18 protein-coding genes are annotated in these 14,224 nt (G+C 57.9%); 6 read left to right on the top strand and 12 right to left on the bottom strand.

Annotated elements, in window-relative coordinates; translation table 11 throughout:
- Positions 1–29: 29 nt before the first annotated feature.
- Positions 30–920, bottom strand: a complete 891-nt coding sequence (locus tag AC2T28_RS01120; protein WP_486747102.1) for a zinc-ribbon domain-containing protein — start codon at positions 918–920, stop codon at positions 30–32.
- 197 nt (positions 921–1,117) lie between these two features.
- On the opposite strand from AC2T28_RS01120, the gene AC2T28_RS01115 reads away from it, so the two are divergent.
- From AC2T28_RS01115 to AC2T28_RS01100, 4 genes are read left to right on the top strand one after another with little or no spacing between them, the layout of a single operon-like run.
- A complete protein-coding gene (locus AC2T28_RS01115; protein ID WP_486747101.1) occupies positions 1,118–1,795 on the top strand; it encodes a cell division ATP-binding protein FtsE in 678 nt (225 codons plus the stop codon).
- Positions 1,792–2,688: a cell division protein FtsX gene (locus AC2T28_RS01110; RefSeq protein ID WP_486747100.1), complete on the top strand. Its 897-nt coding sequence runs from the start codon at positions 1,792–1,794 to the stop codon at positions 2,686–2,688. Before AC2T28_RS01115 ends, AC2T28_RS01110 begins: the two co-directional genes overlap by 4 nt.
- Complete coding sequence (locus AC2T28_RS01105; protein WP_486747099.1) at positions 2,688–3,425, top strand: lysophospholipid acyltransferase family protein; 738 nt, start codon at positions 2,688–2,690, stop codon at positions 3,423–3,425. Before AC2T28_RS01110 ends, AC2T28_RS01105 begins: the two co-directional genes overlap by 1 nt.
- A 30-nt stretch (positions 3,426–3,455) precedes the next feature.
- Positions 3,456–4,391: an AEC family transporter gene (locus AC2T28_RS01100; RefSeq protein WP_486747098.1), complete on the top strand. Its 936-nt coding sequence runs from the start codon at positions 3,456–3,458 to the stop codon at positions 4,389–4,391.
- A gap of 135 nt (positions 4,392–4,526) precedes the next feature.
- Here AC2T28_RS01100 and AC2T28_RS01095 read toward each other — a convergent pair whose 3' ends face one another.
- The 3 genes from AC2T28_RS01095 to AC2T28_RS01085 all read right to left on the bottom strand — a co-directional run bounded on the left by AC2T28_RS01095 (position 4,527) and on the right by AC2T28_RS01085 (position 6,585).
- A complete protein-coding gene (locus AC2T28_RS01095) occupies positions 4,527–4,835 on the bottom strand; it encodes an EthD family reductase (protein ID WP_486747097.1) in 309 nt (102 codons plus the stop codon).
- 85 nt (positions 4,836–4,920) lie between these two features.
- Positions 4,921–5,442, bottom strand: a complete 522-nt coding sequence (locus AC2T28_RS01090; RefSeq protein WP_486747096.1) for a GNAT family N-acetyltransferase — start codon at positions 5,440–5,442, stop codon at positions 4,921–4,923.
- A gap of 108 nt (positions 5,443–5,550) precedes the next feature.
- Complete coding sequence (locus tag AC2T28_RS01085; RefSeq protein ID WP_486747095.1) at positions 5,551–6,585, bottom strand: alpha/beta hydrolase family protein; 1,035 nt, start codon at positions 6,583–6,585, stop codon at positions 5,551–5,553.
- A gap of 164 nt (positions 6,586–6,749) precedes the next feature.
- On the opposite strand from AC2T28_RS01085, the gene AC2T28_RS01080 reads away from it, so the two are divergent.
- Positions 6,750–7,763, top strand: coding sequence for a helix-turn-helix domain-containing protein (locus AC2T28_RS01080; RefSeq protein ID WP_486747094.1), 1,014 nt, complete (start codon positions 6,750–6,752; stop codon positions 7,761–7,763).
- Entirely contained in the window at positions 7,760–8,248 is a 489-nt protein-coding gene (locus tag AC2T28_RS01075; RefSeq protein WP_486747093.1) for a GNAT family N-acetyltransferase, read from the top strand. The genes AC2T28_RS01080 and AC2T28_RS01075 overlap by 4 nt, the downstream gene beginning before the upstream one ends.
- Positions 8,249–8,257: 9 nt before the next feature.
- Here AC2T28_RS01075 and AC2T28_RS01070 read toward each other — a convergent pair whose 3' ends face one another.
- The 8 genes from AC2T28_RS01070 to odhB form a co-directional block, all read right to left on the bottom strand.
- A complete protein-coding gene (locus AC2T28_RS01070; protein WP_486747092.1) occupies positions 8,258–8,449 on the bottom strand; it encodes a hypothetical protein in 192 nt (63 codons plus the stop codon).
- 370 nt (positions 8,450–8,819) lie between these two features.
- The gene (locus AC2T28_RS01065) at positions 8,820–9,275 is read right to left on the bottom strand and encodes a rhodanese-like domain-containing protein (RefSeq protein WP_486747091.1); all 456 of its coding nucleotides are present in this window, start codon (positions 9,273–9,275) and stop codon (positions 8,820–8,822) included.
- Between the two features lie 146 nt (positions 9,276–9,421).
- Positions 9,422–10,819 carry a dihydrolipoyl dehydrogenase gene (lpdA, locus tag AC2T28_RS01060; RefSeq protein WP_486747090.1) on the bottom strand — a complete coding sequence of 466 codons (1,398 nt, stop codon included), beginning with the start codon at positions 10,817–10,819 and terminating at the stop codon, positions 9,422–9,424.
- A 21-nt stretch (positions 10,820–10,840) separates the two neighbouring features.
- On the bottom strand, positions 10,841–11,068 hold the full coding sequence (locus AC2T28_RS01055; protein ID WP_486747089.1) for a hypothetical protein: 228 nt from the start codon (positions 11,066–11,068) through the stop codon (positions 10,841–10,843).
- 9 nt (positions 11,069–11,077) lie between these two features.
- Positions 11,078–11,320 (bottom strand): hypothetical protein, encoded by a 243-nt coding sequence (locus AC2T28_RS01050; RefSeq protein ID WP_486747088.1) that lies wholly within the window; start codon positions 11,318–11,320, stop codon positions 11,078–11,080.
- A gap of 520 nt (positions 11,321–11,840) precedes the next feature.
- Complete coding sequence (locus tag AC2T28_RS01045; protein ID WP_486747087.1) at positions 11,841–12,269, bottom strand: hypothetical protein; 429 nt, start codon at positions 12,267–12,269, stop codon at positions 11,841–11,843.
- A gap of 36 nt (positions 12,270–12,305) precedes the next feature.
- A complete protein-coding gene (locus tag AC2T28_RS01040; RefSeq protein WP_486747086.1) occupies positions 12,306–12,716 on the bottom strand; it encodes a hypothetical protein in 411 nt (136 codons plus the stop codon).
- Entirely contained in the window at positions 12,716–14,221 is a 1,506-nt protein-coding gene (gene odhB, locus AC2T28_RS01035; protein WP_486747085.1) for a 2-oxoglutarate dehydrogenase complex dihydrolipoyllysine-residue succinyltransferase, read from the bottom strand. The genes AC2T28_RS01040 and odhB overlap by 1 nt, the downstream gene beginning before the upstream one ends.
- Between the last annotated feature and the right edge of the window lie 3 nt (positions 14,222–14,224).

Genomic DNA, 14,224 nt, shown 5'->3' with positions numbered 1-14,224 from the left:
GGGCTAGGTAAAGCGATGTCGGCGCCAGGTTACTGAGCCGACATCAGACCTTTTACTGTGGTGTCCAACCAAAGCCGCGCTTGATCAACCATGGCGACATAGGAGCTGAGATAGGGATCAGCCTGCGGCAGGGTTTCCGCAATCTGTGGCGCGTTGGTGTAAATCATCACCAGTGCCAGAACGAGCAGCAACATAATGGCAAAACCGCGTGAAAATCCACTTTTTCTACGGGCGGGTTCCTGCTCAAGGGCTGCATGGTCTGGCTGTGCCACCGGATCATTGCCCGCGCGCAGGGTTGAGTTGATCTCCTCGATATCGGGGAGCAGCCCCCGCCGAGAACCGCTTTCGGCTGCGGCGATCAAATCCGGGTTTTCGCCCTTCATACGGGCCATGCGATTGCGGGCCTGACGGGCATGGCGGGAGGCTTCATTTCCATCGGTGCTTTCCAGCCCCAGATCGGGTTGGGTTTCCATGCCGGATGTTTCTGCAGCCCGTAACTGGGATTCACGCTCGGCCTCTTCGCGTAGGATTCCGCTGACCGATGGGTCCACACCGCGCGCCAGTCCCGAAGCAGATGGCGGTGGCGGGGCGGGTTCCTCGTCTTCGTCTTCTTCTACGAACTCGGCTTCCAATTCTGGAGCCGCTTCCATGTGATCTTCTTCAGGTTCCGGGTCTTGGAGTTCTGGCTCGTCTTCGGGCAGGGGCTGCGACTCTGGTGCTACGGGTTCCGGCTCAGGCTGTTGATCCATGACCATGTCAGGTTCGGCAGAAACCTCGGGGGCAGGGCTGGTTTCCGCGCTGGGGTGATTTTGGTACCAGGTATCGCCGCAGTTTGAACATTGCACGTCGCGACCTTCGGATGGGATAACCTCATCCGGCACCTCGTACTGGGCCTCGCAATTCGGACATGTCAGCCGCATTCTGTTTCTCCTGGGCCGTATGCCCCTGTCGGATGGTAATTAATGAGCGACCATAAGCAGTTCCTTGCCGCCAAGAAAGGGGCAATTCACGCAATCGTGGTGCTTAGGGCAGGTCGGGGTGTCATGGCAACAGCGCGACCCATTGAAACTGCCCGGCCGCTAGGGCACAACGGCTTGGATATCAGTAGGGGGCGGCCGTGATAGAGCTGGACAATGTAGGCTACAATTACGGCGGTGGCGAGTTGCTGACCAATGTGTCGGCGCAGCTGTCACCTGGTTCGTTCCACTTCTTGACCGGGCCCTCCGGGGCCGGCAAGACCACCTTGTTAAAGCTTTGCTATGGTGCGCTGAGTTCGACCTCGGGACGGGTGCGGGCGTTCAACATGGATGTCAAAGGTCTGGACCGGGATCAGATGGCGATGTTGCGCCGTCGGGTTGGTGTGGTGCATCAGGACTGCCGGTTTTTGGACCACCTGTCGGTTGTCGAAAACATTGCCCTGCCGCTGACGGTGTCGGGTAAGGATCTGAGCCAGGAAGAGGCCAATTTGCAAGAGCTGTTGAACTGGGTTGGTCTCTCAGATCGCGCCCATGCAACCCCGCCCGAGCTGTCCGGCGGTGAGCGCCAACGTGCTGCGGTAGCCCGCGCGGTGATCCTGTCACCGGATGTGGTGATTGCGGATGAACCCACCGGCAACGTCGACTGGGAAATGTCGCAACGGCTGTTGCAGCTGCTGGTCGAGTTGAACCGCATGGGCAAAACCATTCTGGTCGCGACACATGATCTGGCCCTGATCCGGGCGGCCAAAAATCAGGTGCAGACGCGGGTATTGCGGATTTCAGACAAACGGTTGCAGCTGGCGGGGGCAGATCTATGAGCGGTCGTATTCGCCGCCTGATCATGGGCGACGCGCAAGCGGACCGGGTTGTACCCCCCAGCGGATTTACCGCGCAGCTCACCCTGTTTGTAGCAGCTGCGATGGCCTTCCTTACCGTCTTTGCATTAGCTTTGTCGCTGGCATCAGGCCGGTTGGCCGATCGCTGGGCGGATGAGCTGGCCCGCGCCGCAACCCTGCGGATCAATGCACCAGCCGATCAGCGCGCGGCGCAGACACAGGCGGCATTGACCATTTTGCAGCAAACACCCGGTGTGGCCTCGGCCCGTGCGCTGAGCAGTGAGGAGCAGGCCAAGCTGCTGGCCCCCTGGTTCGGGGCTGAGCTGCCGTTGGACACATTGCCAGTGCCGCAGCTGATCGAAGTTCTGGAAACAGAAAGCGGCTATGACGCCAACGGGTTGCGGCTTCGCCTGCAGGCCGAGGTGCCGGGCGCGGTGTTGGATGATCACAGTCGCTGGCGTAAACCGCTGGTGGATGCGGCGCGGTCACTGCGCCGGTTGGGGCTGTTTTCGATCCTGCTGATTGGTGGGGCCATGGCCGGGATGATTACCCTTGCGGCTAACGCCGCGCTGGCGGCCAATGCGCAGGTGATCGAGGTGCTGCGGCTAGTGGGCGCACAGGATAGCTATATCGCCCATGCCTTTGTGCGCCGGTTCACCCTGCGCGCACTGATCGGCTGTGGGGTTGGTGTTCTTACTGGAATGATTGGCGTCTGGCTGATGCCCGCCGCCTCTGACGAGGGCGGGTTTCTGACCGGCTTGGGCTTTGTCGGCTGGGGGTGGTTGTTACCCTTGCTGATCCCGATGCTGGGGGCCTTGGTGGCCTTCATCGCCACCACCCGTGCAGCCAAGAAAAAACTGGGAGATTTGACGTGATGACACCGATCCAGCGGATCCGAGCGCTGCTGTTTTCGATCCAGATGTATCCGATGATGTTTATCATTGGACTGGTGTTTGCGCCCTGGGCGATTTTCAGCAAGACCGGGGCCCGGATCTGCTGCAAGACCTATTCGCGCTGGATTTTCTGGACCGCGCGCTGGATGGTAGGCATCCGCTGCGAGGTGCGGGGCACGCCGCCGGAAGGCGAAGTGTTGATCGCCGCCAAACATCAGTCGTTTCTCGACATCATGATGATCTTTACCGCGCTGCCGACGGCCAAGTTCATCATGAAGAAAGAGATCCTGAAGATGCCGGTGATTGGCCAGTATGCCAAGCTGCTAGACTGTGTCGCGGTTGACCGGGGCAAACGTGGTGCCGCCATTGAGAAGATGGTGAGTGATGTGGATGCTGGCCGCCAAGAGGCCGGACAGCTGATCATCTATGCCCAAGGCACCCGTGTGAAACCCGGGGTCAAGGCGGATTACAAAGTTGGCACAGCGGTGCTGTACGACCAGCTGAGCCAGACCTGTGTGCCGGTAGCCACCAATGTCGGCGTGATGTGGCCGCGCAAGGGCATGGCGCGCTTTCCCGGTGTGGCAGTGGTGGAGTTTCTGGAGCCGATCAAGCCTGGACTAAGCCGCCGGGAGTTCATGGCAACTCTGGAGCAGCGGGTTGAACAGCGGTCAGATGATTTGATGCGCGAAGTTGGATTTGACCCTGACAGCGTGAGCTAACCGTTTGGGTGAAATGCCGAGGAGTTACGAATGACCCTGTTGCCGGTTCTGGTCTCAATCGCCCCTATCTTTATCCTGATCGTGATGGGCAACCTGTTGCGGCGCAACGGGATCCCCAATGTTGAATTCTGGAACCTGAACGACAAGCTGGTCTATTGGGTTCTGATGCCCGCGCTGCTGTTCCACAAGACATCCACCATCGAACTGTCGGCTGAGCTGGTGGGCTCTTATTCTGTGGTGATCATCGGTGGCATGGCCACGGCGCTGGTGTTTGGACTTGGTGCGGCCAAGGCCGTTGGACTGCCGGGGGCCAGTGCCAGCTCGGTGATGCAGGGCGCAGCCCGCCACAACGCCTTTATCGCACTGTCGATTGCGGGCAGTCTGTTTGGAGCTGAAGGCCTGTCGCTGGGCGCATTGGCAATGGCGCTGTTGATCCCGGTCACAAACCTGTCGGTTGTGCCGCTGATGGTGGTGCTGAACAAACGCAATGGCGAACGGAATGTGCTGGTCATGGTGTTGCGAGATTTGGCGCGCAACCCGTTGATCGTGTCGGTGTTGGCCGGGGTGTCGTTCAATGTGCTGGGGGCCGGAGAAGTGCCAGTGCTGCATGACACAACCCGCCTGCTAGGCAACGCTGCGCTGCCGATTGTGTTGATGTGCGTTGGCGCCAATCTGCGGCTGCGGGCGATGCAGGCCGCGACGGTGCCGCTGGTGCTGTCGATCTGTGGCAAATTTCTGGTCTTTCCATTGACCACCGTCGTGCTGGCGCAGATCTGGGAGTTGTCCGAGCTTGAGACCATGGTTGCGCTGCTGTTTGCTGCATCTCCAACCGCCTCGGCCTCGTATACTTTGGCGCGACAGATGGGCGGCGATGCTCCGCTGATGGCGGCGATCACGACTATTCAGACCGGGTTGGCCTTTTTGACCCTGCCGCTGTCGCTGCTGCTGGTGGAGCAGTTGTTTTAGCACACTTAGGGCAGTGCCCGACCGAGGTGGGTGTGTAAGCACCCGCCGTGGGGGCGGGCGGGTGCTGCCCGGTGTGCCACCGGGTGTTTTCCTAAATGGGTAACCCATGGGTTACCTCCTGCCGTGATCCAGCGCTTAGCTTAGCACCTCACCAATCAGCATCTGGGGCTGCACATTGGTGAACTTGGGGATGTCCGCCAGCACCGGACCTGCAACCTCCATCGCGGCGTTCAGCGCGTCGTGATCGGCAAAGACCAGCGAGGCGACGGCGTGATATCCGGGTGGCACATCGGGCCCACCGGCCAGGCCCTTGGTGACCAGCATGCTTTCCACATGTTCGCCCATATGCTCGCCTACGATGTCAAAATGGGTGCTGGTGTAATAGTCATAGTCAAACGTGGTTCCGTCACTGATTGGGTAAAGAACCTGGAGTGAGACAGCCATGGCGTGTCCTTTCTAAACGGGTACAAATAAAACATCACAGTATGAATAGAGCGCAAACTGGGCGTACGGCCAAGTTAAAATGAGGTTACCCCTGCGCAGAAAGCCTGCATTCGAGATAGACCAGATAGGGATCCAGTTCGGCGCTGTTGGGGTTTTCCGGATAGCGCGGGATGTAGGAGAAGCCGTATTTTTCATACATCGACAGCATCGCCCGGTTGCCCTTGACTGTATCGGCATAAAGCGTGGTGCAGCCCATGCGCTGGGCCTCGGCGACGCGCATTTCAAACAGGCGTCGACCCAGCCCGGTGCCTTGCGCCGAGGGGCGGACATACATGCGTTTAAGCTCTGCCGCGTCTTGGCGGATTTTGCGGATTACGCCGCAGCCGACCAGACTGCCATTCTCGTCAGTGGCTAACAGGGTACGTCCCTTTGGGGGCAGAAGGTCATCCATATGGGCCATGGTGTCAGCCGCCAGTTCCTCGGCTGAAGGGGCTGGCCCACCGATTGCGATGACTTTGTCGATCATCACCTGATAATACTCGCGCATCAGTGCCTGAAAGGCAGATGGGTCGGGCAGGGTTGAGACAAAGGTTAGGGTGATAGCCATAGTGCCAGCCTAGGGGCATCTGCCCAAAAGTCACGCTTAAGTTGTGAATGCGCGCGCTGCCAAGGGCAGTCTTGGATAGGACTGCCCGTTGGTTTGTGTTCCTACTCTTCAAAGATCAGAAAAGAACTGATCAACCTGATTGGCGATCTCCTGGTGTTTTTTGGCTCGCGCTTCGGTGCCAGGCTCACAGATCATGGCGTCATCTGGGTTTTCCTCTTTGAGGATATCCATAGCCGCTGGTGTGCAGACACCCAGAAAGTCGAAATGAGACAGGGTTGCGGGCTCGATGTAGTGGGTGTTTGCCTTGGGCAGGGCGGCGACCAATGCATGAGATTCAATGCTGAGATCCAACCCGGAGCTTGTGATCGGCGCACCGTAGACAAGCATGGGGCGTTTTACATTGGCGAGGCTTTCGGTGGAAAAGCTTTGGGTGCCGCCGAGGTCGAACACCGCAAAGGCCTTGATGCGTTGGTCGGACCAGTCCTGAGCGATGGTCTTGCGGTCTTCGGCGGTTTTGGCGACGTTCCAGCGATCAAATATGCCACAGACAAGCTGGTTTTCCGGGTCCACACAGAACCCATCCATTTTGTCCGGATCAAAGCGCCCACCGGCCAGCAGCAAGGCGGTGAAGCCACCAAGGGAATGGCCGCCCATAAAGATACGGTCTTGATCAATCAGGGGGCCAAAGGTTTTGGTTTCCAGCACATGGTCGATGGTGCGGGTGATGTCATTGGCACGTTCCCACAATTGGCGCTGGTGTTCGGGGTCTTTCTGAAAGGTCGAGGTGCCGGGGTGGTCGATGGCGGCAACGATATAGCCTTTGGCGGTTAGTTCCTTGGCTAGCCAGGCCTGATTACGGGCGTTGCCGAACATGCCGTGGGACAGCAGCATCATAGGGTGTTTGCCGTTCACAGCTGTGGCGTTTGGGATCACGCGGATTGGCTCCCACACGGCATTGCCATGGGCGCGCAGTGCGCCCTCGGTCTGTTCGGTTGGATACCACAGGTATCCTTGAAGGTGCCGGTTGCCTGTTGTGTCGTGGATTGTCAGCTCAACAAAGCCGGTCTGGTAGTCATCGGCCAATGCAGGTGTTGTGCCCAGTGTCAGCGCAAAAAGGGTGCTGATTGCAGTTTTGAAATTCATCACGTAGTCTCCGTTTACAAATTTGATGACAAATATTTCTGATGAAGTTCCTATAAAAACAACGGTCTGACCCCCCTGAAGCCGTCCTTGATCCTGATCGAGGACAGGTTGAACAGGAAGCAGGACAGGCCGGACATCAAAGGGAACACAAATAGGAGAGTGAATTGGTTTCGCTACCGCTGCCGATCCTGACCTTTGTGCTGTCTGCGGTTGCCTGTGCGCTGGTTTGGCGGCTGGATATTGGCAACCGGGTGGCGCGTGGGTTCTTTACTGCTGTGTTTGTGCTGATCGCCACCGGCACCCTGCTGATCGGGTTGCGGTTTGGTTATGGCGTTGACACCTTCATCGTGATCCAGCGGATCATCCCTCTGTTCATCGGGCCCTGCATTTATCTGGGCTTTGCCGCACTGATGCGCCCCAAGGGAGAGTTGAAGCGGCTGATTGCACTGCATCGAAATGTGGCCATTTGTGCAGCGCTATTGCCGCAGGTGGTGCCAGCGTTGCGCCCGATGTTGGATCTGCTGATTGGTGGCAGCTATCTGTTCTATGGCGTGGCCGTGCTGATGCTGTGGCGCCTAGGGGCGGATAGCCTGACCCATGCACGGCTGGAACTGGTCGAAGGTCTGCGGCAGTGGATGTTGGCGGCGGTGGCCTTGCTGGTGGTGATGCTGGTGTTTGACACTGGCATCGCGCTCAGCTTTGCCTTTGAACGCCGTGAGGATGCGGTGCGGCTGATTTCCTATGGATCGGCCCTGTCATTGCTGAGCATGGTGTTGGCGATTGTGCTGTTTGCGCGGGCGCGTCCTGCTCGCCAGTCAAAGCCCGTTGTTACCAAACCAGATGACGGCAACTGCCAGCTAGAGCAAGCGGCGCGGGAACTGTTGGAGCAGAGCAAACTTTTTCTGGACACCGAGCTGACGCTGGAGCGGCTGGCCAAACGGCTGCATGTGCCTGCACGCGCTCTGTCTGAGGCGATCAACCAGACGCAGGCAATAAATGTCTCGCAATATGTAAACGGCTTCCGCCTGCGCCATGCGGCGCATTTGCTGGCGACCAGCCCGTTGAAGGTAACGCAGGTGATGGAGCAGTCGGGGTTTCTGACCCGGTCGAATTTCTATCGAGAGTTTGAGCGGGTCTATGCAACGTCGCCGACCCAGTATCGTAAGGAGATGTCATGAATATCCAAACCGACAAGGGGCTAAGGGTACGGCGCGCTGAAAAGGCAGATCGACCGGTTTTTGAGCGCCTGCTGCAGCTTTACTTATATGACATGGCATCGACGAACTACTTTCCGATCTCGCCCAGCGGTGCCTATGACTATGATTTCCTGGATAGGTTTTGGGAGCATCCATACCTGCTGTATGATCAAGACACGCTTGTTGGTTTTGCCTTGGTCACCAGTCGCTGCCAGATCACCGAGAGATCGCCATGCTGGTTCATGGGCGAATTCTTTGTGTTGCGTCCGCATCGGCGCAAGGGGCTGGGCGATCAGGCTGTCAAAGACATCCTGAGCCGTCATCCGGGCCAGTGGCATCTGACGAATTTGGTTGAGAATACCGGTGCCGATGCATTCTGGTCCCGCGTGCTGCCAGACGATGCGCAGGAACGCGGGCTAAGGTTTGATGGGGATGACTGGGTGCTGCGCGCGTTTGTTTCTAAATGACGTGGTCGCTCAGGTCGCGCAGGTCATATCCTGCCCGCAGCACATGGGCGATTTGATCTTGCCTTCGCATTTGGGGCAGCGCGAGATCTGCACCTTGCTGCCATCATCCAGTTCCAGCGTATCGTTGACAAGCGGCTCGTTACAGTCGGCGCAGGTTGCATTCACACCCATGCCGCAAGCTCCACAGCGGTACGTAGCCATGTTCTTCCTCCTGTTTTTGCATGTTTCAATGGTGTGTGAAGTAGGAGCGTCGGTCAATTGGAAATCTGGGGTGACTGTTTCATGGCAGGAGGAGGTAGCGGAACGCTGCCCCTGAAACACGCGGTTTTTCGGTTGAGGAAGCAAGGGGAGATGATCGCTCAATATCCGGTTCGTCTCTCACATAGTCGCTGCTGCTCAACGTCCCTTTTGAATCCGTGTGCTGCCCGGCGACGCGCAGAAAAAACGGGGTAAGATTTGATGGAGATGATTGGACGTTTTGTGCGTTTGTTTCAGGTTAAGCATGGGTCGTGCTTTTGCCGTAGGCAAGTGTAAGTCTTGGGAGAAGCTGAGCAGTAAACTGGGAACGAGATCAGTCTTTGTCGTAGTTATAGCCTGACCAGGCAGACCAACCATCTGCAAAATGATAGACATCGGTGTAGCCCCAAGTCAGTGCTTTGGCGCTGGCGATGGCCGAACGGTCACAGGCTGAATGGTTGCAATAGAACACAATTTTCTGATTTTTCCCGGCAAGTTCAGACAGGCTTTCCTTGGAAAACTGTGAGTTCAGCTCAAGACCAACGGCACCGCGAACATGCGCTTGATTGTATCTCCAGGTGGACCTGAGATCAATGAACAGTGCGCCTTGTTGGTAGAGCTCATGCGCCCCCAGATGGTCAATGCGTTTTGCACCATCCACCATATACTCTGGCGTATCCGTCTTTGTAATAAGGGCTTCGTAGTCTGAGTTTGTCTGCGAGTAAGTTGGCCATGTATTGCCAAGAATTATCACACAGGTCAGAGACGCAGCAGTTAACAGCTTCTGCATTTCATATCTCCTTTAAACGTATATGGGGCAAACTAGGTGGAAACGATCACAGGCCCAGAAGTTTGTTTGGTAAAAGTTAGCGGCCATAAAACTAAAAAAGGCAGCCCCGATTGGGACTGCCTTTAATTTGTGTCTGTCTTAACAGCTTAGCTGTGGATCGCACCGTCACCACAGGCCAGTGCGGCCTCACGCACCGCCTCGGAATAGGTCGGATGCGCGTGGCAGGTTAGGGCGATGTCTTCGGCGGAGGCGCCGAATTCCATGGCGACGCAGATCTCGTGGATCATGTCGCCGGCACCGGGGCCGATGATGGCAGCGCCCAACACGCGGTCGGTTTCCTTGTCGGTGATCAGCTTTACAAAGCCTTCGCCCTGGTGAACCGCCTTGGCGCGGCCGTTGCCCATGAACATGAACTTGCCGATTTTCAGCTTTCGGCCCTCGGCCTTGAGCGCGTCCTCAGTCGCACCCACGGTGGCAACCTCGGGTGTTGTGTAGACCACGCCGGGGATGACGCCATAGTTCACGTGGCCATGTTTGCCTGCCAATACCTCGGCGACGGCCATGCCTTCGTCTTCGGCTTTGTGGGCCAGCATTGGGCCTTCGATCACGTCACCAATGGCATAGATGCCGGGCACGTTGGTGGCCCATTTGGCATCCGTGGCGATCTGACCACGCTCGGTCATTTTCACGCCCAGTGCGTCCAGGCCTAGGCCTTCGGAGTATGGCTTGCGGCCGGTGGCTACCAGCACCACGTCGGCGTCGACAACCTGCTCTTCGTCCGGTTTCTTCTTCAGCGCGTATTTCACCTTGGCTTTGGTTTTCGACGCATCAACGCCGGACACCGCAGCGCCCATGATGAATTTCAGGCCCTGCTTTTCCAGGATCCGCTTGAAGGCCCGCTGGACGTCTTTGTCCATGCCGGGGCAGACGGCGTCCATGTATTCAACCACGGTGACCTCGGCGCCCAGGCGGGCATAGACCGAGCCCAGCTCCAGACCGATGACGCCGGCGCCGATGACGGTCATTTTCTTGGGAACCTTGGGCAGGTCGAGCGCGCCGGTGCTGTCGACCACAACGCCTGCATCGTTGTCGACGGTGACGCCTGGCAGCGACGAGACAACCGAGCCAGAGGCGATCACGATGTTCTTGGTCTCGTGCACATCGTCACCAACCTTGACCTGACCAGCAGCGGGGATCGAGGCCCAGCCTTTCAGCCAGTCGATCTTGTTTTTCTTCATCAGGAATTCAACGCCGACAGTGTTTTGGCCGATGACGTCTTCCTTGTAGGCCTTCATCTGCTTCCAGTCGACCGAAGGCGATTTGCCCTTGAGGCCCATGGTGGCAAAGTTGTGCTCGGCCTCGTGCAGCATGTGGGTTGCGTGCAGCAGCGCCTTGGACGGGATGCAACCCACGTTCAGGCAGGTGCCGCCTAGGGTCTCGCGCCCTTCGACGATGGCGGTTTTCAGGCCCAGTTGGGCGCAGCGGATGGCCGATACATAGCCGCCGGGGCCTGCACCGATGATGATGACGTCATAGCTTGCCATTTAAGATCTCCTTTTGCCCTGTCAGGGCCTGGTCAATACGGTTGCGCCACAGGCGGGGCAGGTCAAGGTGCCATGCCACGCGGGGGCGGTGTTAGTTGTCTGTTCCTGCCAGGGGCCGGGGTCCAGGATCTGGACATAGGCGGCACCCTCGCCGGGTTTGGTGTTTGGGCCTTCCCCCACCAGCCAGACCAACTCGGCGCTTTTGTTGCAAGCGGGGCAGGTCAGTAGTTCGGGGTCTTGATAGGCCATATATGTCTTTCAGCGGCGGCGGGCTAGGGGGCGCTGCCCCCGGCCCATATGGGCCTCCCCCGGGATATTTGGGGCCAGATGAAGCTGGGGATCTGGGGTGGTCATGAGCCTCCTGTTGGTGTGCGGGGTCGCAGGCTTGGGGAGTAAGCTAGCGGATTTGGGTTGCACGCGGCGTTGGGAAAACGGCAGCGGGCTTGAGCGGATGCGGCGGATTGGTGGGGCGGGCTGGTGCATCGAACGTTTGATACTCATTCCAAAATCCTAGCTTTTTTGAGCCGAAACCCTGTGGCGGCAATAGCAGCAAAAACCAGCGTCCAAGTCAGTGTCATTGGGTTCACAAGTGGGGATGTGGCCCCAGAAAACTCACTTGGGATAAATGGCGCAGTTAAGGCGGGCCAAAATGGTGTACTCGCCAACAGAAGCGCGGGCCACACCATTGACCGTCGGTAGCGCGAGGCAAGGTAGGCCGTCGAACAAGAGCATAGGAACATACCAACCGGGATAAGCGCAAAAAGGTAGAAATACGCAGGTAATGTTTGGTCAATCAGGCGCATAGCTATTGGTGAAACTGACACCCAGACAGAAACCCCCAAAAAGGCAGTTGCCAGCCAGGAGACTAAAATTACAAGTTTCAATTGGTTGAGTGGACTCATCTTACCCTCCTACCCGCTAGTCTTTCGCCGCCAGCCCCTTTTTGTGTCCGGGGCTACGGGAGAAATTTGAATTTGTGCATGGTCAATTGTGAATTTTCGGCATTCACCACAGGCGGTCATTAGTTCAAAACCTCTCGCCGCTTTAGCCTTGTCAGATAAAGGACAACTGAAATCCCAAGCAAAATCGTGAGCAACCAATAACTGAAGAATAGCCAGACCATGGCATCGGGCAGTGCGCGCCCTAGGGACGCGGATTCCAGCGAGGCCAGAAAGCTACACAGCGTACAAAGAAAAGCAACACCGGCAAAGTTCGGGGCCCAGCGGGAGGTGAGAAACCCAGTGATTGCGACGGCGGCACTTGCCACCAGACCGCCAAGGAAGCCGGCCATCGACAAAGCGAATGTAACTTCGTTTGGCAGGAAGGCCGGGTAGCGCTTGGTGGGTATTTCAAGGGACAGCACATTCGCAACCTGAGAAAGTCCATACAAAGCCGAAATGGCGTAACCCAACACGATTACCCAGAGTAAGATTGGTTTCTTCGGTAGCATGTGACCTTCCATTGCAAAGCTTCCAACACCCAAGGGCTATGCCGCCGCACCTATCGCTTTCTTTCGAAAACGATAAACAAAGAACGGAACCAAACCATAGAGAGCCACCATAACAGCAGTAAAAACATAGACGGTGTTTTGCTGCGCGGCGGCACTTAGTTCGCTCTGGAGTATTGGTACCCAGCTTAGCGCACCGAGGATTTGAATGAAGGCGCTGGTTCCCCAAAAAACAAGCGACAAGGAGAACATGCGCATCGATCCAATCCAAATAGAGACCATCAATACCACGGAAAGCAATACGACGAACGCAGACAGCGTGGTTATTGACGTTGAGTATGACTGCAGCCCCCTTGCGGCCTGCGTTAGCGCCGTGGTTGTTCCCACGGCGCCATAAGCAAGAAATGCAAGAACTATCCAAATGGAAATGGGACGTCCTGCAATTTTCATTACAGATCCATCAACAAACGACGTGGGTCTTCCAGCGCTTCCTTGACACGCACCAGGAAGGTCACAGCGCCTTTGCCGTCGACAACGCGGTGGTCATAGGACAGGGCCAGATACATCATCGGACGGATCACAACCTGACCGTTGATCGCCATCGGGCGGTCCTGGATCTTGTGCATGCCAAGGATACCCGACTGTGGCGGGTTCAGGATTGGCGAGGACATCAGCGAGCCGTAGACACCACCGTTAGAGATGGTGAAGGTGCCGCCCTGCATTTCCGCCATCGACAGTTTGCCGTCACGGGCGCGCTTGCCTTTTTCCGAAATCGCTTTCTCGATATCCGCAAAGGACATCGCATCGGCATCGCGGATCACCGGAACAACCAGGCCGGTTGGGGTGCCGGCAGCAACGCCCATGTGCACGAAGTTCTTATACACGATGTCGGTGCCGTCGATTTCGGCGTTGACCTCAGGCACTTCTTTCAGCGCGTGGCAGCAGGCCTTGGTAAAGAAGGACATGAAGCCCAGGCGGGCGCCGTGTTTCTTCTCGAACTGGTCTTTGTACTGTTTGCGCAGCGCCATCACCTCGGTCATGTCGACCTCGTTATAGGTGGTCAGCATCGCGGCGGTGTTCTGTGCTTCTTTCAGGCGGCGGGCGATGGTCTGGCGCAGGCGGGTCATCTTCACCCGTTCCTCGCGGGATGCATCGTCAGCAGCAACCGGTGCGCGTGGCGTAGGGGCTGGGGCAGCAGCCGGAGCAGGGGCTGGCGCGGCGGCAGCGGCGGCTACCGCGCGGGCTACGTCGTCTTTCATGATGCGACCATCGCGACCGGTGCCAGTGACAGCAGCGGCAGACAGACCGGCTTCGGCCATCGCCTTTTCCGCCGATGGCGCATTGGCAACGTCCTTACCAGCGGCGGCAGGAGCAGCCACGGCAGCAGGGGCAGACGCTGGCGTCGCCGCCACCGCACCAGAGCCTGAGATCACACCCAGTTTGGCACTTGCATCTACGGTGGCACCTTCCGCGGCAGTGATTTCTGCCAGAACGCCAGCGGCGGGGGCCGGAACCTCAACCGAAACCTTGTCGGTTTCCAGTTCACAGAGCATTTCGTCCTGTGCAACAGCGTCGCCAACCTTTTTGAACCAGGTCGAAACCGTGGCTTCGGTCACCGATTCACCCAAGGTAGGCACCATCACATCGGTGCTGCCCGATGTGGCTGCGGGGGCAGCAGCGGCAGGTGCAGCTGCCGGAGCAGCGGCTGCGGCGGCACCGCCAACGGCGATTGTGGCCAGCAAGGCGTCGACGCCTACAGTATCGCCTTCGGCGGCGATGATATCGCCCATGGTGCCAGCGGCTGGGGCGGGAACTTCGACGGTGACCTTGTCGGTTTCCAGCTCGCAGAGCATTTCGTCAACGGCAACTGCGTCACCCGGCTTTTTGAACCAGGTGGCAACAGTGGCTTCGGTTACCGATTCGCCCAGGGTGGGCACGCGCACTTCGGTTGTCATGGA

It is taken from the genome of Parasedimentitalea nitratireducens (genome assembly GCF_057444295.1).
The sequence above is the reverse complement of the archived record's forward strand: the minus strand, read 5'-3'. Positions and strand labels throughout refer to the sequence as shown.